The sequence below is a fragment of the Clostridium ljungdahlii DSM 13528 genome, from assembly GCF_000143685.1.
GTDB classification, from domain to species: Bacteria; Bacillota; Clostridia; order Clostridiales; family Clostridiaceae; genus Clostridium_B; species Clostridium_B ljungdahlii.
Genome location: NC_014328.1, coordinates 3,642,702 through 3,669,435, shown reverse-complemented (window position 1 = coordinate 3,669,435; position 26,734 = coordinate 3,642,702). Strand labels below are relative to the sequence as shown.

The following is a 26,734-nucleotide window of genomic DNA, read 5'->3' as shown; positions in this document are numbered from 1 at the left end:
CGTCCCTGGATAACGATTTCTAAGCATCAGGTGGAGTCAAAACTCCATCTGATGCTTAGAAATCTGTTTATATTATTTATGTTTGTGAAACTCTTTTTGAAGGTAGAGAGAAATCTCATTTAAGGCTTTCTCTGATTTATTTGTTATTTTACTCATTGAAATAAATCCATGGGGTACACCATTGTACCGGGTAACTTGTGTATTTATTCCTGCATCCTTTAACTTTTTACCATAAGCTTCACCTTCATCCCGGAGGGGATCAATTTCTGCTGTTATTATAAGTGTATCAGGTAACTTTTTAAAGTCTCTAGCTAAAAGAGGAGATGCATAAGGATTTTTTCTATCCTCTTTTTTGGGAACATATAGTGAGATATATTTTTCCATGTCTGTTTTTGAGATGTTAAGATTATTGGCAAAATAAGACCAGGAATTACTATTTAATTGAAATATATTTGTGGATGGATATATTAGCACTTCACAAGTTACAGGAGGACCATTTTTATCTCTTGACATGAGAGAAACTGCAGCAGAAAGATTTCCGCCTGCACTGTCCCCTGTAAGTGCTATATATCTTCCATCTCCATTTATACTTGATGCATTTTTATGAGTCCATTGGAGTACATTATACATATCATTAACTGCAGCAGGAAAAGGATTTTCTGGAGCAAGGCGGTAGCCTACAGATATTACTATTGCATTCGTATTCTGCGAAAGTTTTCTACAAATACTATCGTAATTATCAATACTTCCTGCAATCCAGAAACCACCATGAGAGTAAATAATAATAGGAAGTTTGCTGCTATCTTTAGGAGTATATATACGTACTGGTATTTTTTCAGAGTTTACCTTTATAGTAGTGTTTTTTATATTAGAAAATGGTATGGGATTGTTAGACCATTTAGTTGATTGGGTATTTAAGTATTCTCTGATTTCTTTTATTGATTTAGCATCTATTGAATTAGGGCTTAAAATTTTGTTTAGGTGTAATTTTATTGCGACATAAGTATCAAGTTTACCACTATTTGTTTTAGTTAAATTTTCAATAATAAAAAAACCCGCTGCTATAATTATAAATAGGATAACTGATGTTATTTTAATAAATTTTTTCATTCTATTTACATCCTCCGCCTATTGTGGAATTCAGTAACGCGTATTTCTGCTGGAACATTATATATCAAACAATGTTTGGGTCAGGTTTATTTGGTTTCTCCCTAAAATGATTTAACCTGCGATGTGCAGGACCTTCTACTACATCACCTTCGTAGCTGAATCTAGAACCATGACAAGGACAATCCCAGGTTTTCTCAGCATCGTTCCACACTAATTCACATCCTATATGGGTGCAGGTGATATCTACTATGTGGGTAATGCCATCTTCATCTTTATAAGCTCCATACTTATTCCCATTAAAAGTAAAAACTTTTCCTTCCCCTTTTTTAAATTTGAGTTCACTGGAGGCATAACTAAGTTTTCCCTCCAGTAGTTGTTTGGCTACATCAAAGTTTTCTACAAAAAAGTTTTTAGTAGAATTAAGTGTTATAGAACGAGAAGGGTTATAAATTTGCTCCCAAGGATTGTCATGATTCATAATTAAATCCTTTAATAGGACAGCGGCAGCGGTGCTGTTCGTCATTCCCCATTTTCCAAAACCTGTGGCTACATAGATATTTTTTGATGATGAAGTCAATTTGCCTATATAAGGTACCCCATCTAAGGTTATGTAATCCTGTGTAGACCATTGATACAAAATCTTTTCAACACTAAATATATTTTCAGAAAAGCATTTCAAATTATTATAATGATTTATAGTGTTTTCACCATGGGCTGTTTTATGACCTTCTCCTCCAATAAGCACAATTTCTTTTCCATTATCAGTCTGAGAACGAAGGGAGCGGCCGGGACTTTCTGCATTTATAAATGTACCTTCTGGAAATTTTTCTTTAATTTTTAATGCTAATACATAAGACCTATCTGGTTTAAGTCTAGTAAAATATAAACCTAAGTTATCATAACACGGAAAATGTGAAGCTATAATGAGTTTTGATGAGGTTACTTTTTTTCCATTACGGGATAAAAGTATACAGGGAGCTTCGCTTTCTACATCTATTATAGTAGTCTTTTCGAATATATAGCTGCCATTTCCAGGTATTTTATCAGCAAGGGATAAAAGATACTTTTTAGGATGAAATTCAGCCTGATCTTTAAAATAGACAGCGCCTTCTATGGGTAATGGAAGAGGTATATTATCCAAGTATTCTGCTTTTAATCCAAGACTTTGGGCAGCTTTTACTTCCTTTTCTAGACTTTTTACATAATTTTTGTCCTGGGTATACATATAAGCAGGTACATGTTTATAGTCACAATCTATGTTGTATTCTTTTACTAAATTTTCTATAAATCTAATGGAAATTTCATTTGCTTCTGCATATTGTCTTGCCTTTTCCATTCCAAATTCATTTATTAATTTATCATATATTAAATGATGTTGGGAAGTTATTTTAGCAGTTGTATGACCGGAGGTACCGTTTGCTATGTTGTCTGCTTCTAATACAGCAACTTTAAAACCTTCTTTTTTTAGTAGAAAGGCACAGGTAATTCCAGCTATGCCGCCTCCTATGATTGCAATATCAACTTGTATGTCTTCTTTTAAAGAAGGGTAATTTGTTTTGGATGTGGAGTCTATCCAGTAAGACTCTAAAATTCCTTCTATAGCATTAGGATTAGTACAGCATTTATTCATAAACCTACGCTCCTTTATATATTCAGATAAGATTAATTTTTCCTTTTAATAAAAAAATATTCAATAAGGCATTTGAAAAAATAGACTAGCATGATGATTGGTTATTTCTTTGAAAATGCCTAAGAGCTTATGTTCAATGATCTTGAATATTATATACATAAATTTGATTTATAAGGTAATAATATACTTGTAAAAAAAATTAGGGAGGTAGAAATTATGACAACTGGCAACAAACAATTGGATACTGGAAATTTAAAGGTATTGAAGGATCAAATTGAATACGAAGCATTGATGAACAAGAAATTTAATGATTGTTCAGGAAGATGCAGTGATACGCAAATAAAAAATTTGTGTAATGAAGCTGCTCAAGTCCACAAACAAAATTTTACATCTTTAAAATCCTATTTAGATTCACATCAATAAAAAGAAAGGGGAATTAGATTATGAATGAACAAGAACTTATGCACGACCTTTTAGCTAGTGAAAAACAGGTTATTTCAGCATATAGTACAGGAATAACAGAAACTTCTTGTACTAATTTAAGAAACACCTTAGTAAACAATTTTAAAAATGCCCAGGATATTCAATACAAAATTTTTGATACTATGAGACAAAAGGGATGGTATCCTACAAAAGATGCCCCAGAATCGGATGTACAACAATTAAAAAATGAATCTAATCAAATGATGAGCTCATTAAGATAGTAAGATAAAAAACAATCTCAATTTGAAAATTGAGATTGTTTTTTATTTGCTAAGTGTTTTCCAGAAGGTATATTTTAATGAATCTAAAGTAGTGTTAAAATTAAATTGAAATGTTTAATTTAATGTGATAATATACATATATAGAATGATAGCAAACTTGTTTTAAGTTTACTAAAGGTATTGATTTACAGTAGTTTAGGGTAGTTTCTAATAAGTGAAGTTTGAAGAACGTGTGAGTAATTACTAGAGATTTAACTTCCGTTCGTCACATTAAAAGAAAATAATTTCTGAAATATTCGATTAGCTTCTTATCTTGATCCTACAGTATTTATAAGGGAGTTCAATATTTTGATGTGTATATGTACCTTCTGTGAGACCTTTAAGGCATTTAAGAGATAGAAACATCTGTGAGGGCACCCACCTATCAGTGTGATAGGTTTCAAGAAAAAAGCGGCGGTATTTCGGATAAACATTAGATAAGTGAAGAGAGGTATTTATATCTCTCTTTTTGTTACAATTAAAAGTAAACATTTTTTTAAAAACAAATAAATATTGTACTAGAGTCTTGCTATGAACAAGAGGTATGTGTACTATTAAATTATAAGGGTACTTATAAAAATGAAAAATAAGTGAGGTTAATTTTATATAATAATGATTATTTTAAGATGAAGTATATAATTTTTTTGCATAAGACACAATACATAATGAATGGAGGAAATATGAACAAATGAATAAAACATATGATTGCCTAGTAATAGGCTGTGGGCTTGCAGGGGCGGTGATATCTAGGGAACTAGCAGAGCGGGCAGGTAAAAAGGTATTGATTATGGAAAAACGCAGCCATATTGCAGGTACTACTTATGATTTTTTAAATGAGGATGGTATACTAGTACATAAATATGGACCCCATATATTTCACACTTATAACAAGCGTGTATTTGACTATGTCTCTCGATTTACAAAGTGGAGGGATTATTCTCATGAAGTTTTGGCAAATGTATATGGAAAATTGATGCCTGTCCCATTTAATTTAAATTCTCTTTATATGGCCTTCGATTTGAAAAAAGCAGATAGGTTAGAACAAAAGCTTGTTTCTGCTTATGGTATGGGTCAGCGATTAACCATTGCAGAACTGGGAAATAATAAGGATAGTGAATTTCAGGAACTTGCTGATTTTATTTATAATAATGTGTTCCTCAATTATACTCAAAAACAGTGGGGGGTTACTCCAGAAGAAATAGATTCGTCTGTTATAGCTAGAGTCCCAATACTAATTTCACGTGATAATCGTTATTTTCAAGATACATATCAGGGAATACCAGCTAATGGATATACTTCCCTTTTTGATAAGTTATTAGACCATCCTAATATAAGTTTGCGTCTTGACACTGATGCAAATGAACTCTTGAAAATTATAGAAGATGATATATTTTTTGAGGATAGACCGTTTAAAGGTACAGTAATATATACTGGTGCTTTAGATCAATTTTTTGACTGCCAGTTTGGACGTCTTCCCTATAGAACTGTAGATTTTTTATTTGAAACACATGATGTAACATGGTATCAGTCAAAGGGAACTATAAATTATACAGTAGACCAGCCTTTTACACGAATTACGGAATTCAAACATTTAACAGGTCAGAGTGTTTATAATAAGACGACTATAATGAAGGAATATCCAAAGTCATATACAGGTTCTGAAGGTGAGACACCTTACTATCCTATAATTAGTTCAGATAATTTTAAGCTTTACGAAAAATATAAACAACTCACTAATAGTTTACGTGATTTTTATTTGTTGGGTAGACTTGCAGAATATAAATACTATAACATGGATGCAATAATTGAGAGGGCACTAATTTTGGCAGATGAAATTATTTGTAGCAGGAAAGGAAATAATATTGATGAAGATAATAACATTTACAGTTCCGTGCTATAATTCAGCAGATTATATGGGACATTGTATAGAAACTCTCCTTCCAGGTGGAGAAGATGTAGAGATAATAATTGTTGATGATGGTTCTTCTGATAATACTGCAGAAATTGCAGATGATTACGCAGCAAGATATCCTAATATTATAAAGGCAGTACATCAAGAGAATGGAGGTCATGGTCAGGCTGTAAATACGGGTATTAAGAATGCCTCGGGTATATACTTTAAAGTTGTAGATTCTGATGATTGGCTTGATGTACCCGGAATGTTGAAAGTTATAGATGTGCTGAAAAGACTTTATAAAGAGGGAAAAATACTAGATATGATGATATGTAATTATGTCTATGAGCATTCTAAAGATAATACCAGTCATGTAGTTAACTATAAAAATGTGTTACCTGAGAATCATATATTTGGATGGGATGATGTAGGTAAATTTAAGATATCTCAGTACATTCTCATGCATTCTGTTATATATCGAAAATCTCTTTTGTGTGAATGTGGACTTGAGCTTCCAAAGCATACTTTTTATGTAGATAACTTGTTTGTTTATGAACCTCTTCCATATGTGAAGACAATTTACTACATGGATATCAACTTATATAGATATTTTATTGGCAGGGAAGATCAATCTGTAAATGAAAAAATCATGATAAAAAGGATAGATCAACAGCTTTATGTGAATAAACGTATGATAGACTTTTACTGTAAATTTGATAAAATACCTAATAAACGTTTGGACAAGTACATGAGAAACTATCTTTCTATGATGATGACAATTTCTTCAGTGCTCCTTATAGTTTCGGGAAGTGAGGAAAACTTTAAAAAGAAAACTGATTTGTGGTCCTATTTAAAGAGTGTAAATAAAAATCTCTATTCAGATATGAGATACTGTTTATTTGGTATAATATCTAATGCTCATGGCAGTTTTGGAAAAAAAGTAGTTGAATATGGCTATCGTTTAACCAATAAAAAATATAAATTTAATTAGATAAACAGAATTCTTGGCATCAGGTGGAGTTAAAACTCCATCTGATGTCAAGAACTCTGTTTATTGAATGTTTTTTCCTTTACTTTTTAAGAAACTGAGAAAATCCTTTTTACTTCTGTTTATGATTAGTTCCTCTGGCATATCTATTTGTTTTAACATTTCTATTGCACTTTCGAAGCCACCGATGCGGTAAGCAAAATGGGAATCACTATTTAATACTATTTTTACTCCGTATTCCTTACATAAACTTGCTATTTTCGTACAATTCTTTTCGCTGCCTTTTCGTGAACTTACGAAGGAACTATTGTTTATTTCAATAAGTATACTTTTTTCTTTGGCCTTTTTAACTACTTCTTCTGCATGAATTGGAAACTTTGGATTACCAGTATGGCCTAAAATATGTACATTAGGGTTATCCATAACTTTTAATAGAGCGGAGGTATTTAGGTCTGGATTTTTATTTGCCTCCATTATAGGTTCGTGGATACTTGCTATGATTATATCCAATTTTTCCTGCAGATCTGTTGATAAGTCGAGATTTCCTTCATAATCTATAATATTTGCTTCACATCCATAAAGCATAGTTACACCAAAAAGTTTTCTTGGAAGTACCTTAAGATTTTCAAAATACCATTTATGAGGGGCACCAGGCATAGAAGGTCCATGTTCTGTTGACCCTAAAAGCTCTAGTCCTATTTCGCTAGCATATTTGGCATTTTCTAATAAAGTAGAGTAAGCATGGCCACTAACTATAGTGTGGGTATGTACGTCAAGAACGTATTTCATTTATATTAACTCCTTTCAAAATCAACAAATGTTGTTATATTAATTATATATTAGAATTTGCATTTTTGTCATTTAAAATCCAATAAAAGTTCAAAGTATTGGAAAAGCATGAATATATGATAAAATCCATAGTAAAGGTTTCAAAATAGGTGTATTATATATAGTATAAAATAACATAATTATATAATTTAGGTGAAGTTTCGTGTATTTATTTATAAAATTAATCCATTTTAATAGAGTTTTAGTTTATAGGAGGATTTGCAATAGTAAATGGTAAAAATTACAGAAAAAGAAAATGAGAAAAAGACAATAAAATTTAAAATTAATAAAAAGAAAATGATAAGGTCACTATGCATATTGATCTTATCAATTTATGTTTTACATGTATTCTTAGTACATTTTGTAGTTAATAGATATAATGAGCGTATATATCCAGGAGTTAAAGTAGAGGGCATAAATTTAAGTGGAAAAACTGAAAAAGAGGCTGTAGATACTTTAAAGCACAAATATGTAAATGAAGCATTGAAAAAAAATATATTGATTAAAGCTGGAAATAAAGTATATAAAATAAACTATTCGAAGCTGAATATGAATTATAACATAGAGGATACTGTAAAAGATGCTTTTAAATATGGTAAAAAAGGTAGTATTTATGATAAATATAAAATTATAAGAAGTGCAAAAGAAAAGCAGTTTAGTTTAAAGTACAGTTATAATAAAAGTGAGGCTGAAGAAATTATATCAAAAATAGAGAATGATTTTGATAAAAAACCAATAGATGCCAAAATAACTAGAGATAAAAATGATAAATTTCAAGTTACTTCGGAAAAGCAGGGCCAAGAGATTGATAAGGACAAGCTTATTGAAGATATGGAAGCTGAAATTAATAGCAAAGATACTAAAGATGTAATGGTTAATGTTAAAATGAAAGAAATTCAGCCTGTAATGAAAAAATCAGATTTAAAAAAGATAGATACGAAAATATCTAGTTTTACAACTGATTTTTCATCATCCACAGATAGTAGAGCTAATAATATTAATGTGGCGGCAAAGAGTTTAGATGGAATTACAATAATGCCTAATCAAATCTTTAGTTTTAATAATATAGTAGGAGAAAGAACAGAAAAGAGAGGATATCAAGCTGCTGGAGTTATTGTAGGTGATAAGTTAGAATCTGGCTTCGGAGGAGGAGTATGTCAGGTGTCAAGTACTCTTCATAATGCTGTAGTAAGAGCAGGTATAGTACCTATAGAGAGGGATCATCATAATTTACCTGTTAGCTATGTTGAACTTGGAATGGATGCGACAGTAGACTATGGAAATATAGATTATAAATTTAAAAATACATTGAATTATCCAATATATATAGAATGCTTAGTAGAGGATGGAAATTTAACATTTAATATCTATTCTAATTCCAAATTAACTGAAAAAACCTATAACCTTGTAAATAGCGTTAAAACAACAAAGGAAGATAATAAAACAGTACTAACGGTAAAAGCTTACAAAGTTACTTATAAGGATGGGAAACAAATTTCTAAGCAAGAAATAAATACTGATAAATATAGACTCCCAAATTAGGAGTTCTATAGAGTTTCTAAACGAAAAATCAACTTATACTCTGATATTTTGGTAAGCCACAAGCTCGCTAAATATTTTGATAAGGCTAAACAAGAAATTTGAAATGCAGTGCTATTGAAGTTAGAGGTGTTTTTTACAAATTTTTATTAATGACTTAAATATTATAACAAGTTATAATATTTATAGGTATATATTTTTAATTTAATACAAAAAGCATTAATAGATTTCATTTAAGCTAGGGGGATTTTAAAATTATGAGTAAACTTGGGACTAAAATTCTCAGGTTAGTATGTGTAGTTGTTGGTGCTATTGTAGCAATATCTTTGATAAGTTGTACTGTTATACTTAAGAGGGCGGAATCACAACTGAGGGATAAAGCAAAACAGTCTGTCACAGAATCAATTAGTATTATTGACAAGAATAAGATAGAAAAGATAATAAAGGATAAATCTAACAATTCTAAAGAATATGGTGAAGTATTAAATTCTATGATAGTATTCAAGGCAAAAAAAGATATCAAAAATTTTTATGTTTACATAGAAAAAGATAATGAAACTGCACAATTTTTGATAGATGCTTCACCTGATCCAGCAGATTATTTGGAAAGCTATGAAATGCAGGGTGGAATGATCAGTGCTTTTGATGGTAGTATTGCTGTTGATAGTGAACCGTCATCAGATAAATGGGGAACTTATATGTCAGCTTATGCTCCAATAAAAAATTCATCTGGACAAGTTATAGCTGCTATTGGAGTAGATGAAGATGTGTCCACATTTGAAAATATTAAAAAATTGTTCTTTTATCTCTCCATCTTACAAGTTATAATTGCTGTCATTATATCCTTAGTTTCGGTGTGGTTATTTTCAAAAAAATTAAAGTATAACATTGGCATAATTGAAAGTAAATTAGTAGATATGAGTGAGGGTAATTTGCAGGGGAATGTGGAATTGAAGACAAAGGATGAAATCGAACAAATAATGTATTCTTTAAATGATTTTAGATTAAAAGTTAGTAATATTTTAATAAATATAAAAGAACACGTAAGTAATGCCCATGGAAGTTCTGATGATTTATATAGTATATCTAAAGAAATGTCGCTGTCTGCAGAAAATGTTTCTTTAATCATCCATAAAGTGTCAGAAAGTTCCAAAAAACAAGTCTGTCATATTGTAAGTATGGAAGAGGTGTTTGATGAATTTGGAAAAAGAATAGAAAATGCGACTAAGATGATAAATGAATTTAGCGTTATGGGAAATAATATTAGCGAAAAGTCCAAGAAAAGCAGCGCAGATGTGAATTTACTAATAAAATCAATAAATGATTTAAATGTTCAATTCAAATCTGTTGCAGAAAAGATTCAAGGATTAGGCGCTAATATTGATAAAATAAGTGACATCACAAATTTAATAAATGATATATCAGATCAGACTAATTTACTTGCATTAAACGCATCTATAGAAGCATCTAGAGCTGGGGAAGCTGGAAAGGGATTTAGTGTAGTGGCAGATGAAATTAGAATTCTTGCAGAACAGTCAAAAACTTCATCTGAAAGTATTAATGAACTTTTAAAAAATGTTTCTAATCAAAGTAATGCTGTTGTTGCTGATACTAAAAATGTAGATTGTCAATTTTCAAATCAAATTGGTATTGTAAACAACATTGCAAGTTCTTTTAGGGTAATAATTGATGATATAGAAAAATTGCTGCCAGGAATAAATCTAGTTAATAAATCTATGATTGAGGCTGACAATAACAAATCTATTATAATAAATAATTTAGAGACGTCATCTTCTTCAGCAAAAGAAATTTCTACATCTTCTAAAGATATAGCTGCCATAGCTGAGGAATTAAGTAGTTCTGCAGAAGAGGTTACTAATTCAGCTGAAAAGCTATTGCATATTGTCAATAATGTAATGGAAAATGTAAATAAGTTCAAAACAGAAGAATAAAACTTATAGAGTTTCTCAATTGAAATTAACTTTCAATCTAGAAACTCTATAAGTTTTTTATATTTTAGCAGTTGAGCCCAATTTCGTTGGCACTCCAAATTGCATTCATTATATTAGCAGATTGGTATGCATCTCCGATTAAGTATAAGTCAGCTATATTTCCATTTAGCTTGTTGTATAATTCTCTATCTGATTTAAACCCGACGGCAATTGTAACGGTATCTGCAGATACTTCTTGTTTTTTAAATTTATTATTAATAAGTACTGCACCTTTATCGGTTACTTCCAAGAGGGAATTATTTGTAATGGCTTTCACATTATACATATTTAAAAGATCTATGAGCATGATTTTGTTCATATGTGGAATTGGTTTACTTGAATTTAATAATGTATCTTTTGCTTCAACAATGGTGACATTTTTACCTTGTTTTGCAAGATAAAGTGCAGCTTCACAGCCTACAAGTCCGCCACCTACCATAAGTACGTCATTGCCAACTTTTTTATTGTCATTTAAAAGTTCCAAAGCTGTTATAACTTTATCTTTTTCTATACCAGGAACATTTATTTTAATTTCTTTTGCACCAGTTGCAATTATAACTACATCTGGTTTTTCTTCTTCTACAAGCTCTTCTGTTACTTTTGTATTGAAATTAACTTTAACTTCAAGCTCCTTTATTTCACTTTTATACCAATCAATTAGCCTTCTGTCATCTACTTTGAAATCAGGTACGGAACCTGGAATAATTACTCCGCCGAGTTTATCTGTACCTTCATAAATTGTAACATCATGTCCTCTCATTTTTATAATTCTAGCTGCTTCCATTCCAGCAACTCCGCCTCCTACAACCATAACTTTCTTTGGTGTAAGCGTAGGTTTTATTTCATAATACCTTTCTCTACCTACAGCTGGATTTACTGTACAGCTCAAAGGTTTTCCTTCAAATCCTCTTCCAAGACATCCAGTATGACATCCAATACAAGGACGAATTCTTTCAGAATTATCTGAGAGAACTTTTTTTGGCCAGTATGGATCTGCTAGAAGTGGCCTTCCAAGTCCAATCATATCTGCTGCTTTATCATCAAGAGCTTTTTCTGCATCTTCTGGTATACCTAATTTTCCTGCAACTATAACTGGAATTTTTACAACTTTTTTTAGTTCTTTGGTATAAGGTAAATATAATCCGTTCTTTTGGTAAATAGGGGGATGTGACCAGTACCATGCATCATAAGTTCCTAAATCTGTATTGAGTTCATCATATCCTGCTGCTTCTAGAATTTTTGCTGCATCAAGGCCTTCTTTTAAGTCACGACCTTTTTCAAGGTAGTCTTCATCTGGGAGTCCTCCCTGCCTCCAATCTTTTATGCAGCTTTTTACACTATATCTTAAGCCTACTGGGAAGTCATCTCCTAATCTTGCTTTTATGCCCTGAACTATTTCTATAGGAAGCTGAAGTCGTCCTCTTAAATCTCCGCCGTATTTATCTGTTCTTCTATTGAATATGGAAAGTGTAAACTGGTCAAGCAAGTAGCCTTCATGTACAGCATGTATTTCAACACCATCAAAATCTGCTTTTTGAGCAATATCGGCACCTTCAATGAACTTTGAAACTATCCATTCTACTTCTGAAGTAGTAAGTGCTCGACAGGTAACAGTTGGGTCCCAATAATTTGGAATATCTGAAGCGGAGACAGGTTGGGATGTTAAAAGTGTTCCTGGAGCCCCGCTTCTTCCGAAGCCCATTGTTAGTTGTAAAAATATTTTTGCACCATAAGCATGAACTCTTTCTGTCATCTCTGAAGATGTCATTAGAAATCTTCCTGGGTTTGTTGAAATAACAGGAATAATACCTGGTACAACCTTATCTAATTCATTTTCAACTTTAGTGATACTTGTTATAATAAGGCCAGTACCGCCTTTGGCTCTTTCTACATAATAGTCAATAGCTCTTTGATTATAGCAACCTTCATTATCCACAAGTCCAAAAGCCCCCATAGGTGCCATTGATATTTTGTTTTTTACTTCCATCTTCCCTATTTTAATAGGTTGAAACAAAGATTTATTTTTCATAATAACTTACCTCCATATATTTATTTTCCCTAAATTATTCGACATAATCCATGTTGTTTTTCGTTAAAAGTGAATTTGTCATAAAATGTGCTATAATTGTATTTATCCGATTGCTACCATTGCTAACTCCCCATCTTCTTCAAAATGGGGAGATAAGCACTGCTACGCACCTGGATAAGTTCTTCTAAGGTTCAGATGGAGAAAAGGTATTTCCTTATAAGCAAACTCCATCTGAACCTAAGAATTACTTGATAAATCAAATTTAGGGGGGCATTACATAATGGAAGAAGAAGAGATTAAAAAATTAAAGGAGTTGGTATGTAGTACAATTGAAAAAAATGCAGAAAAAATAATAAACTTTTCAAAATCTGTAGAAAAGGAACCAGAATTAGGATTCAAGGAACAGAAAACGTCAAAGAAGGTAAAAGGCATTTTTGACGAAATAGGTTTAAAATATCGAGATGGTCTTGCTTTAACTGGAGTAAAGGCAAAATTAAAAGATCAGTGTGAAGGTGTAAATATAGCTGTACTTGGAGAGTTAGATGCCGTTATATGTAGGGGAAATAAAAATTCAAATCCAGAAACTGGAGCAGCTCATACTTGTGGTCATCATCTTCAACTAGGAGCTTTAATTGGTGCTGCTGTAGGATTAAAGCTTTCTGGAATTTCAAACAAATTAGATGGAAATGTGACTTTTTTTGCAGTACCTTCAGAAGAATGCATTGAATTTGACTATAGAGAAAAACTTCGAAAGCAAGGCAAACTTCATTTTTTTGGAGGAAAGCAGCAGCTCATATATGAAGGTGAATTTGATGATGTAGATATAGCTATGATGATGCACTCTCTAAAAAATAGTCCTAAACCTACTGTTTCAATAGGTAAATCCAGCAATGGATTTGTTGCAAAGACAATACAATATATAGGAAAAGTAGCTCATGCTGCTGAAGCACCAGATGAAGGTGTAAATGCGCTAAATGCAGCAATGCTGGGACTAATGGGTGTAAATGCTCTTAGGGAAACTTTTAGAGATGAAGATTACATAAGATTTCATCCTATTATTACTAAAGGAGGAGACGTAGTAAACAGCGTACCTGATGATGTAAGAATTGAAAGCTATGTGCGTGCAAGAACTATAGATGCCATGGTAAAAACCAACAAAAAAGTTGATAGAGCTCTTAAAGCTGGGGGAGATGCAATAGGTGCAAAAACAGTTATTAAAACTATACCAGGTTATCTACCTCTTGAGTGCTGTGCTAAATTAAATGATATATATAAAGATAATTGTAAGGAATTTCTTCCTGAAGAAAGCATTTTAGATGGAGGACATTTTTTTGCTTCAACGGACATGGGAGATATATCTCAGCTAATACCAAGCATACACCCTTATGTAGGCGGTGTAAGTGGAAATTTGCATTCAAAGGAATTTAATGTAGAGGATTATAGAGCAGCTTGTATTCTGCCAGCTAAGTTATTTGCAATGACAGTAATAGATCTTTTAGTCAATGGTGCAGAAAAAGGTAAAGATATAGTAAAAAATTTCAAGCCTAAGTTTTCTAAAGAAGAATATCTAAAGGTAATGGATGAGTTTAATAATTAACATAAATTCATTTTAGCTAAAAAATTATTAGGGGGCAAAATAATGTTAAAAAAATATTTTAAAATTTTTATCCTAGCTCTTATATTAGTTGTAGTAACAGAGCTAATAGGTCAAAAGAAAATAAAACTAGGGCCAGGATATCTTGTGTTTCTACCAATGCTCTATGCATTAGTTATTGGAATAATTATAAGTTTACCTAAGTTAAAAATTATGTCGGAAGATGAAATGAAGCTGTCAAATGATATTATGGGAATTGTAGTAATATTGTTTGTCGCCAAAATAGGTGCTACAAGGACCTTCTATTGTTATGTTGGTTAAATCAGGATGGGCACTTTGTTTCCAGGAACTCGGCCACTTTTTAGGTACAGTAATTTTAGGACTTCCAATTGCTCTTTTACTTGGTCTTAAACGTGAAGCAGTAGGAGCTACTTTCTCTATTGATCGTGAACCTAATATTGCAATTATTGCAGAAAAGTATGGTATGGATTCTCCAGAAGGACGTGGAGTAATGGGAATTTATATCTGTGGAACTTTATTTGGTGCAATTTATATAGGACTTCTTGCTGGATATATTGGATCAGTAAAAATATTTAATCCATTGGCACTAGCCATGGGATCAGGAGTAGGATCTGGAAGTATGATGGCTGCAGCTTCAGGAGCTATTACTGCTGTTTTCCCTGCAAAGGCTAAGGAAATAGCTAGTTTTGCAGCAGCATCTAATTTAATAACAACCATAGTGGGAATATATTTTACGCTATTTGTTTCTTTACCAGTTGCCAATAAATTATATGGTTGGTTAGAACCTAAAATCGGAAGAAATAGCAAAAAGAGAGGGGAAATCTAGCATGAAAAGACTTATTCAGGAGGCATTTATTTTATTTTGGGTTGGAATAATTGCTTTAGTAGGAAATACTATAAAAAATAAAGTTCCTTTAAAGATAGGAATTATTGGCATGGCTATATTATTAGCTATTACTTTATTAGGTATTATAATTAAAAAAATTGTGCCTGCTAATATTCCTACAGTGTTTTGGGTATCTATAGTAGCCGTTTTGGTTACAAGCCCTCTTAATCCCTATGGTGCTTTTTTGGACAAACAGTATTTAGAAAAAATAGATATGATTGCTCTTACTACTCCAGTTTTAGCTTTTGCCGGTTTGTCACTAGGCAAGGATTTAAAACTTTTTAAATCCTTAAGTTGGAAGATAATTATTGTAGCATTAACTGTTTACACAGGTACTTTTGTTTTTGCTACCATGATTGCACAAATTGTTTTAAAAGCTACAGGCCAAATATAGATTTTTGTGGTTAAAATACTTATAATTATTTTATAAGTATTTTAATCTACACCATATATCAAGGTGTATAAAGTTACTTTTTACTTAGAAAATTCAACTCTCGCAGTTTAAAAACTTTGCGAAGCAATTTTTCATTATTAATTCTTAACTTGCGAAGCTTTGCTTCGCAAGCTTTTTATATTAAGTCAAAATTTTATATGTGCGAAAGTTGAGTTTATAGGTATTTTAATTTATACATAATCCTATATTGATGTGTATAAAATTATTTTATACTTAGAAAATTTATAATTATGAGGAGAGTTAGCATGAAAATTGTTGTATTGGATGGATATACGTTAAATCCCGGAGATATAAGCTGGGAACCCCTTGAAAAGCTTGGAGATTTGAATGTCTATGATCGTACTTCCCATGATAACGGTAATAATGATTTAATATTGGAGAGAATAAAAGATGCAGAAATTGTTTTTACCAATGATATAACATTATCTAGAGGTATATTGGAAAAGTCACCTAAATTACGATATATTGGAATATTAGCTACAGGGTACAATATGGTGGATGTAAATGCAGCTAAGGAATTAGGAATTACTGTAACAAATATTCCGACATATGGGACAAGTTCCGTAAGCCAAATGGCAGTAGCACTGCTTCTTGAACTGTGTCACCATGTATGGGCTCATAGTGAGGCAGTAAAAAACGGAGAATGGGCAAGCAATGGAGATTGGTGTTTTTGGAAATATCCCCTTATTGAGTTAGCTAATAAAACTGCAGGAATTATAGGTTATGGTAGAATTGGACAATCAACAGGAAAAATACTACAGGCATTTGGCATGAAAGTACTTGCTTATGATAAACATGAGAATAAAAACTTAGAAAGTAATAGTATGAAATACGTAAAATTAAATGAATTATTTCAAGAATCAGATGTTATTTTCTTACACTGTCCACTATTTGATAGTAATAGAGGTATCATTAATAAAGACTCCATAAGTAAAATGAAAGATGGAGTAATTATAATAAATAATGCTAGAGGACCTTTAATTGTAGAGAAAGATTTAGCAGAGGCGTTAAATAGTGGGAAAATTTCTGGAGCCGCTTTAGATGTAGTATCTACAGAGCCTATAGAGGAAAGCAATCCCCTGATGAAGGCAAAAAATTGTATAATTACCCCACATATTTCTTGGGCACCTAAAGAATCAAGACAGAGACTTATGGAAATTGCAGCAGAGAATCTAGAAAGATTTTTGGAAGGATCTCCTGTAAATGTTGTAAGTAGGTAATATGTGTTTTTGAATTAGAAGACCTTTGAAGTGATTCTGCTTAAAATTTAAGTTTGTACATAAAATACATTTAAAAATTGAGAGTGGAAAGTTGATAGTTAGGGATGACTTTCTTCGATAATACTACGGAAAGTTTAAATATAGCGCTATTTAAGCAAAGCTTCAATAGGCTTTAAGTTTACTATCCACTTTCAACTATCCACTCTTAATTTACGCTTAAGATATTAAAATTTGTTATTATATGATTTGGCATAAGCTAACTTTCAATTTAGAAACACTTTTTAGCATCCATATTATCTTGTACATGTACAAGGGCTTCACCAAAGCGTTGAAAGTGAACAATTTCTCTTGCCCATAAAAATTTAAGCACATCTATTACATCTGGATCATCTGTTAGAGTTATAAGATGTTCATAAGTTGTTCTAGCTTTTTGCTCAGCTGCCATATCTTCATGTAAATCTGTTATAGGATCTGCTGTAGCTTGGATGTAAGCAGATGTCCATGGAACGCCATTAGCATCTTGAGGAAAAGTAGCCCTTCCATGTTGGGTATAGTGGGAGGCTAATCCTGCTTCTTTAAGTTCATCTATGGTATCATCTTTTAGCAGTTGATATATCATGGTAGCTATAATTTCAACATGTGCTAACTCTTCAGTTCCTATATCAGTAAGTAATCCTTTAGTTCTACCGCTGGGCATAGTATAACGTTGATTTAAATATCTGATAGCAGCACTTAATTCTCCATCTGGACCTCCGTATTGAGCAGTAAGATATTTAGCCATTTGAATATCCTTTGTTTTAATTTTTACAGGATACTCTAATTTTTTTTCATAAATCCACATATGCCAATCCTCCTATTCTCCACATTCCCAAGGCCAGGGTTCGTTTATCCAAGTCCATGGAAACTGGCTCTCGGAATATCCAAAGTTAGTTAAAATACCAAATCTGTCTTCATAGTTTCTTTTTAAACGGATGAGTTGATTTGTGAACATATTGTAATCAGACAGAGCTTTCTTGTTATCAGGAAAATTATCTAGATACAAATTTAAATCTACTGTGGCAAATTCAAGCTGGCGAATTTCATCTAGTAGTTTTTTACGATCATTCATATTAGTACCTCCTCGTATAATAGGTTTACAACTAGTTAAATGACTACTATTTAATCTTCGTTTTCAGGGAAAGGCATAACTAAATTTGGAAATATGGTACCTTTTTTTAATGCCATATTTAAAGGAAGCAGTCCAATATAAGGCTGCATAGGAACGTAAGCCCTTGCTAATTTTTTACCTGAATTATGAGGAAAGCCAGCAGATGGCATTGATCTTGAGTTCACATGTGGAACAAATTTTGAATACACTATTTTCACCTCTTAAGTCTCTTTACAATGATAATATATTCAATACTTATAAATTGTGTTAATATAAATTGCTTTGTAAAATTTATAATAAAGGTTTTAAATGCTGATGTTTAATGGTATAATCATCTTGTTAATAGTATTAAAATATAGTGACTGGAATTGAATAATCACGTATTTGGTAAACAAGTTTGTGTAAGCTTCTGTAGTATTTTTACTATATAATTTGTGTACCCTCCAATTATATATTTTTGTATTTTATAGGAGTTTGCATAAACCTTCCTATTTATTTAGACGGTTGAAATATTTTTTTTGCTTCAAATGAAATTATATTTTTTTGTTTGAAGCATTTTTGTATAAATTCACTTCTAATTATACAAAATAATTTTGGAGGTGTTTTTATGGCAATAACTTTAAGCAATAAAGAAAGAATGCTTTTAGAAGATGAAAAAAGTCATGAATCCATGTGTATACAAAAATATACAAACTATGCTAATCAAACAAATGATTCACAGTTGAAACAGCTATTTATAAATAATGCATCAGTTGAGCAAGAGCATTTAAATTCTATTAACTGTATTTTGGGCGGTGAGGTACCTAATTTAAACAGTAATCAAGGTACAAGCAAAATGAATACATCAGGTATAGCTAGCCCGTCTATGTCACCTGTAGGTATGTGTGAAGTACGTGACGAGGATATGTGTAAGGATATGCTTATGGCAGAAAAATATATTTCAGGAGTTTATAATGTAGCCATATTTGAATTTAGAGATACGAATGTCCGAAATGTATTAAACCATATACAAAAAGAAGAACAGCAGCATGGGGAATCCATTTATAAATATATGGAAAGCAAAGGTATGTATAAAATTCAGTAAGAGTACGTTCACTTGGCTTTAATGAAGTTGTTCACTAATTAGTTTATATACAAATAAAGCTGGAAGTTAATTAAAGTTTAAATTTTCATTAATTTCCGGCTATATAAAGCTTATAAGGAAGGTATAGAGAAATTTTATTGAGTATAGAACTAACAATTGTAAACAATTTCATGTATAATTGAGTTATGCAGTACAGCGTAATAGATATAAAAATTAATTATAGTGACTTAGGGGGATTGATTGTATGAAAGATAGCTATGGAAGAAGTATAAACTATCTTAGGATTTCACTTACAGATAGGTGCAATTTAAGATGTATCTATTGTATGCCAAAGGAAGGAATAGTAAAAAGACCTTATGGTGATCTGTTAAGATTTGAAGATATATTAAAAATTATTAAAGCAGCAGCAACTCTTGGAATAAATAAAATAAGATATACTGGTGGAGAACCTCTTATAATGAAGGATATAGAGTATTTAATAAGGGAAACTGCTAACATAAAAGGAATTACGGATGTGGCAATTACTACCAACGGCATACTGCTCTGTGATATGGCAGATAAATTAAAAGAAGCAGGATTAAAAAGGGTAAACATAAGTTTAGATACCCTAAAAGCAGATAAGTATAAATTTATAACCAGGTGTGGAAACTTGGACGCAGTATTAAAATCTATTGATAAATGTTTAAGTATAGGATTGACTCCTGTTAAAATAAATACAGTTTTATTAAAGGGTTTTAATGATACTGAAATTATGGATTTTGTAGAGTTTACGAAGAATTTACCAGTAGATATTAGATTTATTGAACTTATGCCTATAGGAGAAGGAAAAAAATTATACGAGAATGATAATCTTTCTTCAGAAGTTGTTTTAAAGGAAATTCAGGATAATTTTGATGTAATTTCCCAGCCTACTTCTAAAAGTAGTACTGTTTCCCTATATAAGGTGAGAGGATATAAGGGAAACATAGGCTTTATAAGTCCAATGAGCTGTAAATTTTGTAAAGATTGCAATAGACTAAGACTTACGTCTATAGGAGATTTAAAACCATGTCTTCACTCGGACAAAGTTATAAATTTAAAACACTGCTTAAATGACGAAAAACTCCTTTTAGAAGAATTAAAACGAGGAATACTAGGAAAACCCGAGGAGCACAATATGAGTTCTAAACACAAAAGTGAAAGTGAGAAGATGATGTATCAAATAGGTGGTTGATTACTGTAAGTTTATACCCATGGCTGTGAATATTTTTAGTTGGGCTAATTTTTCTTGGGACAGGCTGTCTATCTGGTAGGATCTTGAATAACCTGTTTTAGCCCAAATTACAAAATGTTCACAGTTATTTTGTAATAAATTGTAACTTCTTTCACCTTCTCGCATATCTGCTCTTTTAACGGTTTCTTTTGAATCAAATTGTGAACCACCTTTTATGTTTAAAATAAAATAATGTCCTTTTCTAAAATAAGGGGACATGTCTGTTTCCTTTATCTTGGCATCTTTAGAATTACCCGTAGTACTACAGTAATGAATAACTTTATTATTACCTACATATATTCCATAATGTGTATATTGATAGCCCATAAAGGTATCTTCAGTGCCTATTATATCTCCATATTGAGGCTCTTTATGTACCTTGGACAGGGTAATATCATTTCCACTCTTCACCTGAAAATATAACTTCTTTTCTTCCGTCATTTTATAATTTTTAAAATGTAAGTTAGGAGATAAGGTAACGCAAATTTTATCATCATCGTAAAAACCATCTATAGGTGGATTTATAAAGAGAGTTTTGCCATCCACAGATGGAAAAACATAGGTATCCATAGTTTCATTGTCTTTACTTTTTACAGAAATATTTTTTATAGAAGTATCATCCCATATAATTTTATCTTTTAAAGGTATTTGAATTTCGCTATATTTATAAATAGTTGTAGTTCTATTATTTAAAGTATAAATTTTATAGCCTAAAAAACTAACTGCAATTATTATAAATATAGATATTAATTTTAAAAAAAAATGATTTCTCATTTAAACCATCCCTTATACTGTTTCTAAATTAGTTCTATTTGTCAGATACAAATAGTTTTATTATAGTGTATTCAGCTACTTTTTCACACTTGGCATTTTCTTTATTAGTAGTTATTATTTCTGCAGATTTGCTGTCGAAACTTTGGAGATCTTACTTAAATGGTTCCCCCACATTTACAATATATGATTTAACATCTTTATCGGTTACTTCTTTTATATATTGATTTTTATTATAAGGAAAAATAGGAGATAAATTGTCAGTTTCTATAATTTTATCTACGCCCCCTACCTCTTTAGGTGATAATGTCCATATTAAAAGAGGAAGTAGAAGTGATACGATTATTACCACTAAGCACATTATCATTATATTTTCAGTCGCTTTTTTTGCAAAGTAGTGTAATATAAGTTCATCACTATAATTTTTATTTTTTATTTTTTTACTTTGTCTTTGGAATAAGGTTACACCAAGTAGCATGGCTAAAATTCCTGATAAATATAAGAAAAAAAGCATAATTAATTTCTCCTAACGTAAGTCACATATAGATTTTAACAAAAAAAATAATAAAAATATATATAAATTTGTTAAACTTTTAAGTATTATAGATATATAGTAGATAATAATGGATATTTTAAGTTTAGTCTGGGGGGAATCCTTATTTTGATTATTTTGAAAGTAATGGGATCTATAATTTTAATCCTTATAATTCTTTTAATATTTTTGTTGATAAGTAATGTAACATATAGGGGAAAGTCTACTTTTGAAGAAAATAATATAATATATAATTTTGAAATTGGTTTATTTTTTAATATTATTTCTATAATATTAAAAGGGAGTAATAGTGATAGCCATTTATCTGTAAGAATATTGTGTTTTACTAAAAAGTCAAATATAAATTCTAAAAAAGACAAGATACAGGATGAATCAACTTATAAATTTTCTCATATCATACAAGGTGTTAAAAAACTTTATGAGTATAAAGATTCTATAATAAAGATTATTTCTATAATCAAGCCTAAGTATGTTAAGATAGAAGGTAATTATGGATTTGATGATCCTAGTATGACAGGTATGTTGTGTGGAGTTTTTAATGTAATTTATTCATTTTTACCTAAAAATTCTATAAGAGTAATTCCAGATTTTTTTAATGAAGTTTTTAATTTGCATTTAGAAGTTAGTGGAAAATGTAGAATAATATTGATTGTAATTACACTATTTAAAGTATTTCACATATCATGTATAAAAAAAGAAATAAGCTATTAAAAATGGAGGTATTTATATGGATATTAAAGAAAATACAGAAGTTTTATTTTCCAAATTGGAAAACTTTTTTAAAACAGAGACTGTTGTAGGTAAACCAATACAGGTAGGAGATATAACTCTTGTACCATTTATAACAGTTACCTTTGGATGTGGAACCGGTGGTGGAGAGGGAACAGATCCGAAAAATAAGCAGGAAGGTGGAGGCTCAGGTATTGGTGCAGGAGCTAAAATAACTCCAAATGCAGTACTTGTAATAAAAGAAGATACAATTCAAATGTTGCCTATAGGTGATAAGAATAACCTTAGCAAACTTATGGAACTAGTACCCAATATAGTTAGCAAGTTGAAAAAGAAAAATGAAAAAAAGGAAAACATATAGAAAACACCTAAGAGGAGATACTCATGTACAAGTTAGTGGCAGCAGATTATATAACTAAAAGTAATGTGGAAGACGGGGTAGCCTATGCTCTGCAAAAATTCATATTAAATGCTTAAATAGAGTGTGATAGTATTAAAGTAGTTAGTCATTAGATAAAATAAAGAAATGTAGATAGGTATCAAGTTTTTATCTACATTTCTTTATTTATTCATTTGAAAGACCACTTTTACTAAACTTCTTAAAAAATTTTTCTACCATATTTTTAAATACTTTTTTCCATATAAGTCCTGTAATTAAAAATATAAAGAAATATACAAGGAGTGTTAAAGCATCTTTTAGTAATAAGCTAGAAATAATACCACCTACAGTTTCTCTCATACCTGCTACAGCATGGGTGAAGGGTAGAAGAGGATTTATTATTTGAAAAAATTTAGGAGTCACCTGTATTGGAAAAGTACCACCAGATGCTGAAATTTGCAGCACCAGGAGTATCATTACAAGAGCTTTTCCTACATTTCCAAGTACAGATACAAGAGTATAGATTATCATGGTAAATATAATACTTATAAATATTGCAAAAAGTACAAACATATATTTGTTTGCTACGTAAGTTCTCAATATAAATAAATCTCCTAAAGTTACTATTAAAGCTTGAAAAATTGATATAGTCGCAAAAGTAAGATATCTTCCAAGAAAGATTTGGTTGAGTTTTATATTTTTAATTTTTGTGTTTTTAACTTCCGTAGAAAGCATTGAAACAAGAATAAGGTCTCCTACCCATAGTGATAAAGTGGTGAAAAAAGGTGACATAGCTGAACCATAGTTAGGTATAGAAAAAATTTTATTCATTTTTATATTAACAGGATTTGCTATGAAATCTCCTTCTTTTTTTGCATTTAAACCAAGTATTTTTATGAGTTCGTTCAATTTGGCATCCTCATCTAGATTTCTAAGTTTTGAAGCAATGTTATGAATTGTGTTTTCCACTCCAGGGAGTACTTTTTTAATCTTATCTATATCTTCTACTGCTATTTTTGTATCACTAAATGCATTTTTCAATATGTTTTGTGCTGTTGGAAGGTCACCTTTAGCATCTTTTAGTATTTTCAAAGTATTATTTGCCACCTGGATAGAAGATTTCATTATGTTGTCTATGGTAGGAGCTAAAGATGTATCGTAGTTATTTATAATGTTATCCAAAAAAACTGTGATGGAAGCAGCACCTTGTTTTAAATTACCAAGAGCATCTAGTGAAATTTGTTCTCCGTTGTCTATAGCAGTTATTAGCAAATTTATGTTTTCAATACGACTTTGCATCATATTTTTTATATTGTTTAGTGTTGATATAAAATTTGATAATACCGTATTATCTTGTTTATTTAAAGAATTTAAAATGTCTATTATATTGTTAATTCTTGAAATGCTTGATGTATAATGATCTCGCACAGTTGCTAGTATTGTTTTAGCTGACTTAGGATCTGTATTTATGAGGGTTATGGCTTCATCAATAAGCCCTTCTAAAGTTTTGTTAAGATCCCTTATGGATGTAAGTTCAGATTTAATAAAAGGAGATAGATTAGTCATTGAATCTCTTGCTTTTGTAAGAAAAACTTCTCCACTTGATACCACATTTAAAGCTATATTTATAGTATCTTGAATTAGAGGAAGTTCATTTTGAATTTTACTGATAAAATCATTTAAATTAGAAGCCTGGTTATAAACATTTTCTATATTTTGATTTATTTCAGGTATTTTACTATCGATGTCAAATATTATATTTATAAACTCTTGTAGTATAGGTTTACTGTTTGTAAGGTCTATTCCTAGCCTATTAAATACGCTAAATATTGATTCATCTACTGTTTGTACAAAGGTTGTAGTTATCTGCTGCTGTATTTTTGTAACTCCTGCTTCAGTTATTTTTGGAGCCACTGCGTTTAATTTTTCATTAACTGAATAAATCAAATCTGCTTTTTGTGGATTTGATTTTAAAAGAGAACTTATTTTAAAGGAAAAATCTTCTGGTATTGTAATACTAGCGTAATAACTGCCATATTTTACTCCACTAGCTGCATCATTTTCATTTGTAAAATTCCATCCCATACTTTTATTTTTCTTTAAATTTTCTACTAAGCTATTACCTATATTTACATTACTGCCATTAAATTCTACGCCTTTGTCCTTATTTACTATTGCTACAGATATTCCACTGGTGTTTTCATAAGGATTCCATAATGATTTTATATTAAACCAGGCGTAAAGTGCAGGAAGTATCATAAGTGCTATTACTACTACTAGGGCCACCCAATTTGTAATTATATTTATTATATCTGTTACGTATATATTTATTATATTTTTCATAAGTTTATCTCCTAGTTTAAATTCCATCTATGAGTATTAACCGTGATGGTGAGTTCAACTAAGATTATTATGTGCTGATATGAAAAATAATATATAGTATATATTTTATGTATAAGGTAAAATTTCAATTAGAATATCTCATATAATATTATTCATAAAAATGAACGTATATGTAGAAATATTTTTACAATGATGAAGCTCTTTTTAGTATTTTGCATATAAGTCTTAGAAAAAAATTTAAGGAGCTGAAGATTGTAAAAATATTTGGAGTATACGTTCATTTTTCGTTTAGAAACTCTATGATGTTTAAAGATTTAGCCTACTTTTCCCATGAGAATACTGCATAAAAGTATTACAAGTACCAAGGAAGTAATTTTTACATATAGGTAGTCCCCTTCTTTAAAAAATACTAATATGGATACCGCTACTCTTAGTACAGGTATTGCCATTAAGATCAAAAGACCGAACAGCATGATTGCATAAGGCTTAAAATATTTACAACCTTTTAATATTTCAATAGGTTTAGTTGGATAATAATTTCCAGCATAGCCACTGTGGCCAGATATTAAAAACATTAAAAGCCCTGTTAATATTACAATTGAACTTAATATGACACCTATCCTTAAAAACGTACTTATTATAAGTTCTAGTTCTTCTGCACTTTTTTCATTCTTTTCAATAGTACTATTTTGCTGTGGCATTAGTTACCTACCCCCAAATCCTTTCAAAACCATTTCTACAGATATATAAATAAGAAAAGGTACAAATATCTTTCTTATGGTTTTGCTTTTCATATTTTGCATAATTCGAGTGCCCATAGTCGCTCCTGCTAGTACACCTAGAGCAACAGGAGCAGAAATTTTAGGATCTATATTGCCTCTTAAAAGGTAAACACCTGCACTGGCAGCAGCTGTAACGCCCATCATAAAATTACTGGTGGCACTTGATACTTTTAAAGGCAATTTCATAAATAAATCCATAGCCATGACCTTAAAACTACCACTTCCAATTCCAAGAAGACCAGAAATGATACCGGCACCATACATTACTCCAAATCCGCTGGGTACATTAGCTACGTTGTAGCATACGGTTTCGCCTACAATTTTGTCATAGTACTCACCATTTAGTTTAAGTTTTTTTGCAAGAGGGTGAGTTTGTACACCCTGAGGCAGTTCACTTTTGCCTTTTTTCGCCATAGCTAGTGCGGAGTATAGGAGCAGCAATCCGAATAAAAAGTAAAGATACTTTGGATTTATAATTCCTCCAAGAAAGGCACCAGTTACAGCACCTATAGTTGTGGCTATTTCAAGAAACATACCAACTCTTAAATTTGTTATTTTATCCTTTATATAAGCTGCAGCGGCTCCACTTGAAGTGGCAATAACAGATATTAAGCTAGCACCTATAGCGTATTTTATATCTATTCCAAATAAAAGAGTAAGTGCTGGAGTAATTACTGTTCCACCTCCGAGACCCAGTATAGATCCTGCTATGCCTGCAATAACGGATACACTGAGAATTTCTAATGTTAATATTGACAAAATGTCAT

25 protein-coding genes, 1 other RNA gene and 1 pseudogene are annotated in these 26,734 nt (G+C 31.0%); 15 read left to right on the top strand and 12 right to left on the bottom strand.

The annotated features are described in order from the left end of the window. Nucleotides 1-72: 72 nt before the first annotated feature. Nucleotides 73-1,110, bottom strand: a complete 1,038-nt coding sequence (locus CLJU_RS16545; protein ID WP_013239986.1) for an alpha/beta hydrolase — start codon at nt 1,108-1,110, stop codon at nt 73-75. Between the two features lie 64 nt (nt 1,111-1,174). Next, entirely contained in the window at nt 1,175-2,740 is a 1,566-nt protein-coding gene (locus CLJU_RS16540) for an FAD-dependent oxidoreductase (RefSeq protein ID WP_013239985.1), read from the bottom strand. Between the two features lie 216 nt (nt 2,741-2,956). Here CLJU_RS16540 and CLJU_RS16535 point away from each other — a divergent pair, with 216 nt between their 5' ends. The 5 genes from CLJU_RS16535 to CLJU_RS16520 all read left to right on the top strand — a co-directional run bounded on the left by CLJU_RS16535 (nt 2,957) and on the right by CLJU_RS16520 (nt 6,368). After that, entirely contained in the window at nt 2,957-3,163 is a 207-nt protein-coding gene (locus CLJU_RS16535; RefSeq protein ID WP_013239984.1) for a hypothetical protein, read from the top strand. A gap of 20 nt (nt 3,164-3,183) precedes the next feature. Beyond that, nucleotides 3,184-3,444, top strand: coding sequence for a spore coat protein (locus tag CLJU_RS16530; protein WP_013239983.1), 261 nt, complete (start codon nt 3,184-3,186; stop codon nt 3,442-3,444). A gap of 281 nt (nt 3,445-3,725) precedes the next feature. Continuing rightward, nucleotides 3,726-3,916: non-coding RNA, 6S RNA (ssrS, locus tag CLJU_RS21840), on the top strand. A 255-nt stretch (nt 3,917-4,171) separates the two neighbouring features. Beyond that, nucleotides 4,172-5,383, top strand: a complete 1,212-nt coding sequence (gene glf / locus CLJU_RS16525) for a UDP-galactopyranose mutase (RefSeq protein ID WP_013239982.1) — start codon at nt 4,172-4,174, stop codon at nt 5,381-5,383. After that, the gene (locus tag CLJU_RS16520) at nt 5,349-6,368 is read left to right on the top strand and encodes a glycosyltransferase family 2 protein (protein ID WP_013239981.1); all 1,020 of its coding nucleotides are present in this window, start codon (nt 5,349-5,351) and stop codon (nt 6,366-6,368) included. Before glf ends, CLJU_RS16520 begins: the two co-directional genes overlap by 35 nt. Nucleotides 6,369-6,428: 60 nt before the next feature. Here CLJU_RS16520 and CLJU_RS16515 read toward each other — a convergent pair whose 3' ends face one another. Beyond that, complete coding sequence (locus tag CLJU_RS16515) at nt 6,429-7,154, bottom strand: phosphatase (RefSeq protein WP_013239980.1); 726 nt, start codon at nt 7,152-7,154, stop codon at nt 6,429-6,431. A gap of 270 nt (nt 7,155-7,424) precedes the next feature. On the opposite strand from CLJU_RS16515, the gene CLJU_RS16510 reads away from it, so the two are divergent. Both CLJU_RS16510 and CLJU_RS16505 read left to right on the top strand, forming a co-directional pair. Then, nucleotides 7,425-8,735 (top strand): VanW family protein, encoded by a 1,311-nt coding sequence (locus CLJU_RS16510; RefSeq protein WP_013239979.1) that lies wholly within the window; start codon nt 7,425-7,427, stop codon nt 8,733-8,735. A gap of 254 nt (nt 8,736-8,989) precedes the next feature. Beyond that, nucleotides 8,990-10,684: a methyl-accepting chemotaxis protein gene (locus CLJU_RS16505; RefSeq protein ID WP_013239978.1), complete on the top strand. Its 1,695-nt coding sequence runs from the start codon at nt 8,990-8,992 to the stop codon at nt 10,682-10,684. 64 nt (nt 10,685-10,748) lie between these two features. Here CLJU_RS16505 and CLJU_RS16500 read toward each other — a convergent pair whose 3' ends face one another. Continuing rightward, nucleotides 10,749-12,752 (bottom strand): oxidoreductase, encoded by a 2,004-nt coding sequence (locus CLJU_RS16500; protein WP_013239977.1) that lies wholly within the window; start codon nt 12,750-12,752, stop codon nt 10,749-10,751. Nucleotides 12,753-13,032: 280 nt separating this feature from the next. Between CLJU_RS16500 and CLJU_RS16495 the strand changes: the two genes are divergently transcribed. The 4 genes and pseudogenes from CLJU_RS16495 (at nt 13,033) to CLJU_RS16480 (ending at nt 16,927) form a co-directional block, all read left to right on the top strand. Beyond that, entirely contained in the window at nt 13,033-14,349 is a 1,317-nt protein-coding gene (locus CLJU_RS16495) for a M20/M25/M40 family metallo-hydrolase (protein ID WP_013239976.1), read from the top strand. A 42-nt stretch (nt 14,350-14,391) separates the two neighbouring features. Next, nucleotides 14,392-15,193, top strand: a pseudogene (locus CLJU_RS16490) (DUF3100 domain-containing protein). Between the two features lies 1 nt (nt 15,194). Continuing rightward, nucleotides 15,195-15,647: a hypothetical protein gene (locus CLJU_RS16485; protein WP_013239973.1), complete on the top strand. Its 453-nt coding sequence runs from the start codon at nt 15,195-15,197 to the stop codon at nt 15,645-15,647. A 305-nt stretch (nt 15,648-15,952) separates the two neighbouring features. Then, nucleotides 15,953-16,927, top strand: a complete 975-nt coding sequence (locus tag CLJU_RS16480) for a D-2-hydroxyacid dehydrogenase (protein WP_013239972.1) — start codon at nt 15,953-15,955, stop codon at nt 16,925-16,927. A 268-nt stretch (nt 16,928-17,195) separates the two neighbouring features. Here CLJU_RS16480 and CLJU_RS16475 read toward each other — a convergent pair whose 3' ends face one another. From CLJU_RS16475 to CLJU_RS16465, 3 genes are read right to left on the bottom strand one after another with little or no spacing between them, the layout of a single operon-like run. Further along, nucleotides 17,196-17,768 (bottom strand): manganese catalase family protein, encoded by a 573-nt coding sequence (locus CLJU_RS16475; protein WP_013239971.1) that lies wholly within the window; start codon nt 17,766-17,768, stop codon nt 17,196-17,198. 12 nt (nt 17,769-17,780) lie between these two features. Beyond that, on the bottom strand, nt 17,781-18,035 hold the full coding sequence (locus tag CLJU_RS16470) for a spore coat protein CotJB (RefSeq protein WP_013239970.1): 255 nt from the start codon (nt 18,033-18,035) through the stop codon (nt 17,781-17,783). A 50-nt stretch (nt 18,036-18,085) separates the two neighbouring features. Then, on the bottom strand, nt 18,086-18,283 hold the full coding sequence (locus tag CLJU_RS16465) for a spore coat associated protein CotJA (RefSeq protein ID WP_013239969.1): 198 nt from the start codon (nt 18,281-18,283) through the stop codon (nt 18,086-18,088). 398 nt (nt 18,284-18,681) lie between these two features. On the opposite strand from CLJU_RS16465, the gene CLJU_RS16460 reads away from it, so the two are divergent. Continuing rightward, complete coding sequence (locus CLJU_RS16460) at nt 18,682-19,158, top strand: spore coat protein (protein ID WP_013239968.1); 477 nt, start codon at nt 18,682-18,684, stop codon at nt 19,156-19,158. Between the two features lie 244 nt (nt 19,159-19,402). Beyond that, on the top strand, nt 19,403-20,371 hold the full coding sequence (gene moaA / locus CLJU_RS16455) for a GTP 3',8-cyclase MoaA (protein WP_013239967.1): 969 nt from the start codon (nt 19,403-19,405) through the stop codon (nt 20,369-20,371). Here moaA and CLJU_RS16450 read toward each other — a convergent pair whose 3' ends face one another. Together CLJU_RS16450 and CLJU_RS16445 are read right to left on the bottom strand one after the other, a co-directional pair. Continuing rightward, nucleotides 20,372-21,184: a lecithin retinol acyltransferase family protein gene (locus CLJU_RS16450; RefSeq protein ID WP_013239966.1), complete on the bottom strand. Its 813-nt coding sequence runs from the start codon at nt 21,182-21,184 to the stop codon at nt 20,372-20,374. It abuts the gene before it with no gap. Between the two features lie 151 nt (nt 21,185-21,335). Then, entirely contained in the window at nt 21,336-21,695 is a 360-nt protein-coding gene (locus CLJU_RS16445) for a hypothetical protein (RefSeq protein ID WP_013239965.1), read from the bottom strand. Nucleotides 21,696-21,842: 147 nt separating this feature from the next. Here CLJU_RS16445 and CLJU_RS16440 point away from each other — a divergent pair, with 147 nt between their 5' ends. Beyond that, a complete protein-coding gene (locus CLJU_RS16440; RefSeq protein WP_013239964.1) occupies nt 21,843-22,445 on the top strand; it encodes a DUF2953 domain-containing protein in 603 nt (200 codons plus the stop codon). Nucleotides 22,446-22,461: 16 nt separating this feature from the next. Further along, on the top strand, nt 22,462-22,824 hold the full coding sequence (locus tag CLJU_RS16435) for a GerW family sporulation protein (protein ID WP_013239963.1): 363 nt from the start codon (nt 22,462-22,464) through the stop codon (nt 22,822-22,824). 204 nt (nt 22,825-23,028) lie between these two features. Here the strand turns inward: CLJU_RS16435 and CLJU_RS16430 are convergent, their stop codons facing one another. The 3 genes from CLJU_RS16430 to CLJU_RS16420 form a co-directional block, all read right to left on the bottom strand. Continuing rightward, nucleotides 23,029-25,185 carry a YhgE/Pip domain-containing protein gene (locus tag CLJU_RS16430; protein WP_013239962.1) on the bottom strand — a complete coding sequence of 719 codons (2,157 nt, stop codon included), beginning with the start codon at nt 25,183-25,185 and terminating at the stop codon, nt 23,029-23,031. Nucleotides 25,186-25,499: 314 nt separating this feature from the next. Next, nucleotides 25,500-25,886, bottom strand: a complete 387-nt coding sequence (locus CLJU_RS16425) for a DUF1634 domain-containing protein (protein ID WP_013239961.1) — start codon at nt 25,884-25,886, stop codon at nt 25,500-25,502. A 3-nt stretch (nt 25,887-25,889) separates the two neighbouring features. Then, nucleotides 25,890-26,726, bottom strand: coding sequence for a sulfite exporter TauE/SafE family protein (locus CLJU_RS16420; RefSeq protein ID WP_013239960.1), 837 nt, complete (start codon nt 26,724-26,726; stop codon nt 25,890-25,892). Between the last annotated feature and the right edge of the window lie 8 nt (nt 26,727-26,734).

What these genes read in the sequence shown, in the direction of transcription:
- CLJU_RS16545 (WP_013239986.1), bottom strand. Translation starts at nt 1,110, where the DNA reads ATGAAAAAATTTATTAAAATAACATCAGTTATCCTATTTATAATTATA.
- CLJU_RS16540 (WP_013239985.1), bottom strand. Translation starts at nt 2,740, where the DNA reads ATGAATAAATGCTGTACTAATCCTAATGCTATAGAAGGAATTTTAGAG.
- CLJU_RS16535 (WP_013239984.1), top strand. Translation starts at nt 2,957, where the DNA reads ATGACAACTGGCAACAAACAATTGGATACTGGAAATTTAAAGGTATTG.
- CLJU_RS16530 (WP_013239983.1), top strand. Translation starts at nt 3,184, where the DNA reads ATGAATGAACAAGAACTTATGCACGACCTTTTAGCTAGTGAAAAACAG.
- glf (WP_013239982.1), top strand. Translation starts at nt 4,172, where the DNA reads ATGAATAAAACATATGATTGCCTAGTAATAGGCTGTGGGCTTGCAGGG.
- CLJU_RS16520 (WP_013239981.1), top strand. Translation starts at nt 5,349, where the DNA reads ATGAAGATAATAACATTTACAGTTCCGTGCTATAATTCAGCAGATTAT.
- CLJU_RS16515 (WP_013239980.1), bottom strand. Translation starts at nt 7,154, where the DNA reads ATGAAATACGTTCTTGACGTACATACCCACACTATAGTTAGTGGCCAT.
- CLJU_RS16510 (WP_013239979.1), top strand. Translation starts at nt 7,425, where the DNA reads ATGGTAAAAATTACAGAAAAAGAAAATGAGAAAAAGACAATAAAATTT.
- CLJU_RS16505 (WP_013239978.1), top strand. Translation starts at nt 8,990, where the DNA reads ATGAGTAAACTTGGGACTAAAATTCTCAGGTTAGTATGTGTAGTTGTT.
- CLJU_RS16500 (WP_013239977.1), bottom strand. Translation starts at nt 12,752, where the DNA reads ATGAAAAATAAATCTTTGTTTCAACCTATTAAAATAGGGAAGATGGAA.
- CLJU_RS16495 (WP_013239976.1), top strand. Translation starts at nt 13,033, where the DNA reads ATGGAAGAAGAAGAGATTAAAAAATTAAAGGAGTTGGTATGTAGTACA.
- CLJU_RS16485 (WP_013239973.1), top strand. Translation starts at nt 15,195, where the DNA reads ATGAAAAGACTTATTCAGGAGGCATTTATTTTATTTTGGGTTGGAATA.
- CLJU_RS16480 (WP_013239972.1), top strand. Translation starts at nt 15,953, where the DNA reads ATGAAAATTGTTGTATTGGATGGATATACGTTAAATCCCGGAGATATA.
- CLJU_RS16475 (WP_013239971.1), bottom strand. Translation starts at nt 17,768, where the DNA reads ATGTGGATTTATGAAAAAAAATTAGAGTATCCTGTAAAAATTAAAACA.
- CLJU_RS16470 (WP_013239970.1), bottom strand. Translation starts at nt 18,035, where the DNA reads ATGAATGATCGTAAAAAACTACTAGATGAAATTCGCCAGCTTGAATTT.
- CLJU_RS16460 (WP_013239968.1), top strand. Translation starts at nt 18,682, where the DNA reads ATGGCAATAACTTTAAGCAATAAAGAAAGAATGCTTTTAGAAGATGAA.
- moaA (WP_013239967.1), top strand. Translation starts at nt 19,403, where the DNA reads ATGAAAGATAGCTATGGAAGAAGTATAAACTATCTTAGGATTTCACTT.
- CLJU_RS16450 (WP_013239966.1), bottom strand. Translation starts at nt 21,184, where the DNA reads ATGAGAAATCATTTTTTTTTAAAATTAATATCTATATTTATAATAATT.
- CLJU_RS16445 (WP_013239965.1), bottom strand. Translation starts at nt 21,695, where the DNA reads ATGCTTTTTTTCTTATATTTATCAGGAATTTTAGCCATGCTACTTGGT.
- CLJU_RS16435 (WP_013239963.1), top strand. Translation starts at nt 22,462, where the DNA reads ATGGATATTAAAGAAAATACAGAAGTTTTATTTTCCAAATTGGAAAAC.
- CLJU_RS16430 (WP_013239962.1), bottom strand. Translation starts at nt 25,185, where the DNA reads ATGAAAAATATAATAAATATATACGTAACAGATATAATAAATATAATT.
- CLJU_RS16425 (WP_013239961.1), bottom strand. Translation starts at nt 25,886, where the DNA reads ATGCCACAGCAAAATAGTACTATTGAAAAGAATGAAAAAAGTGCAGAA.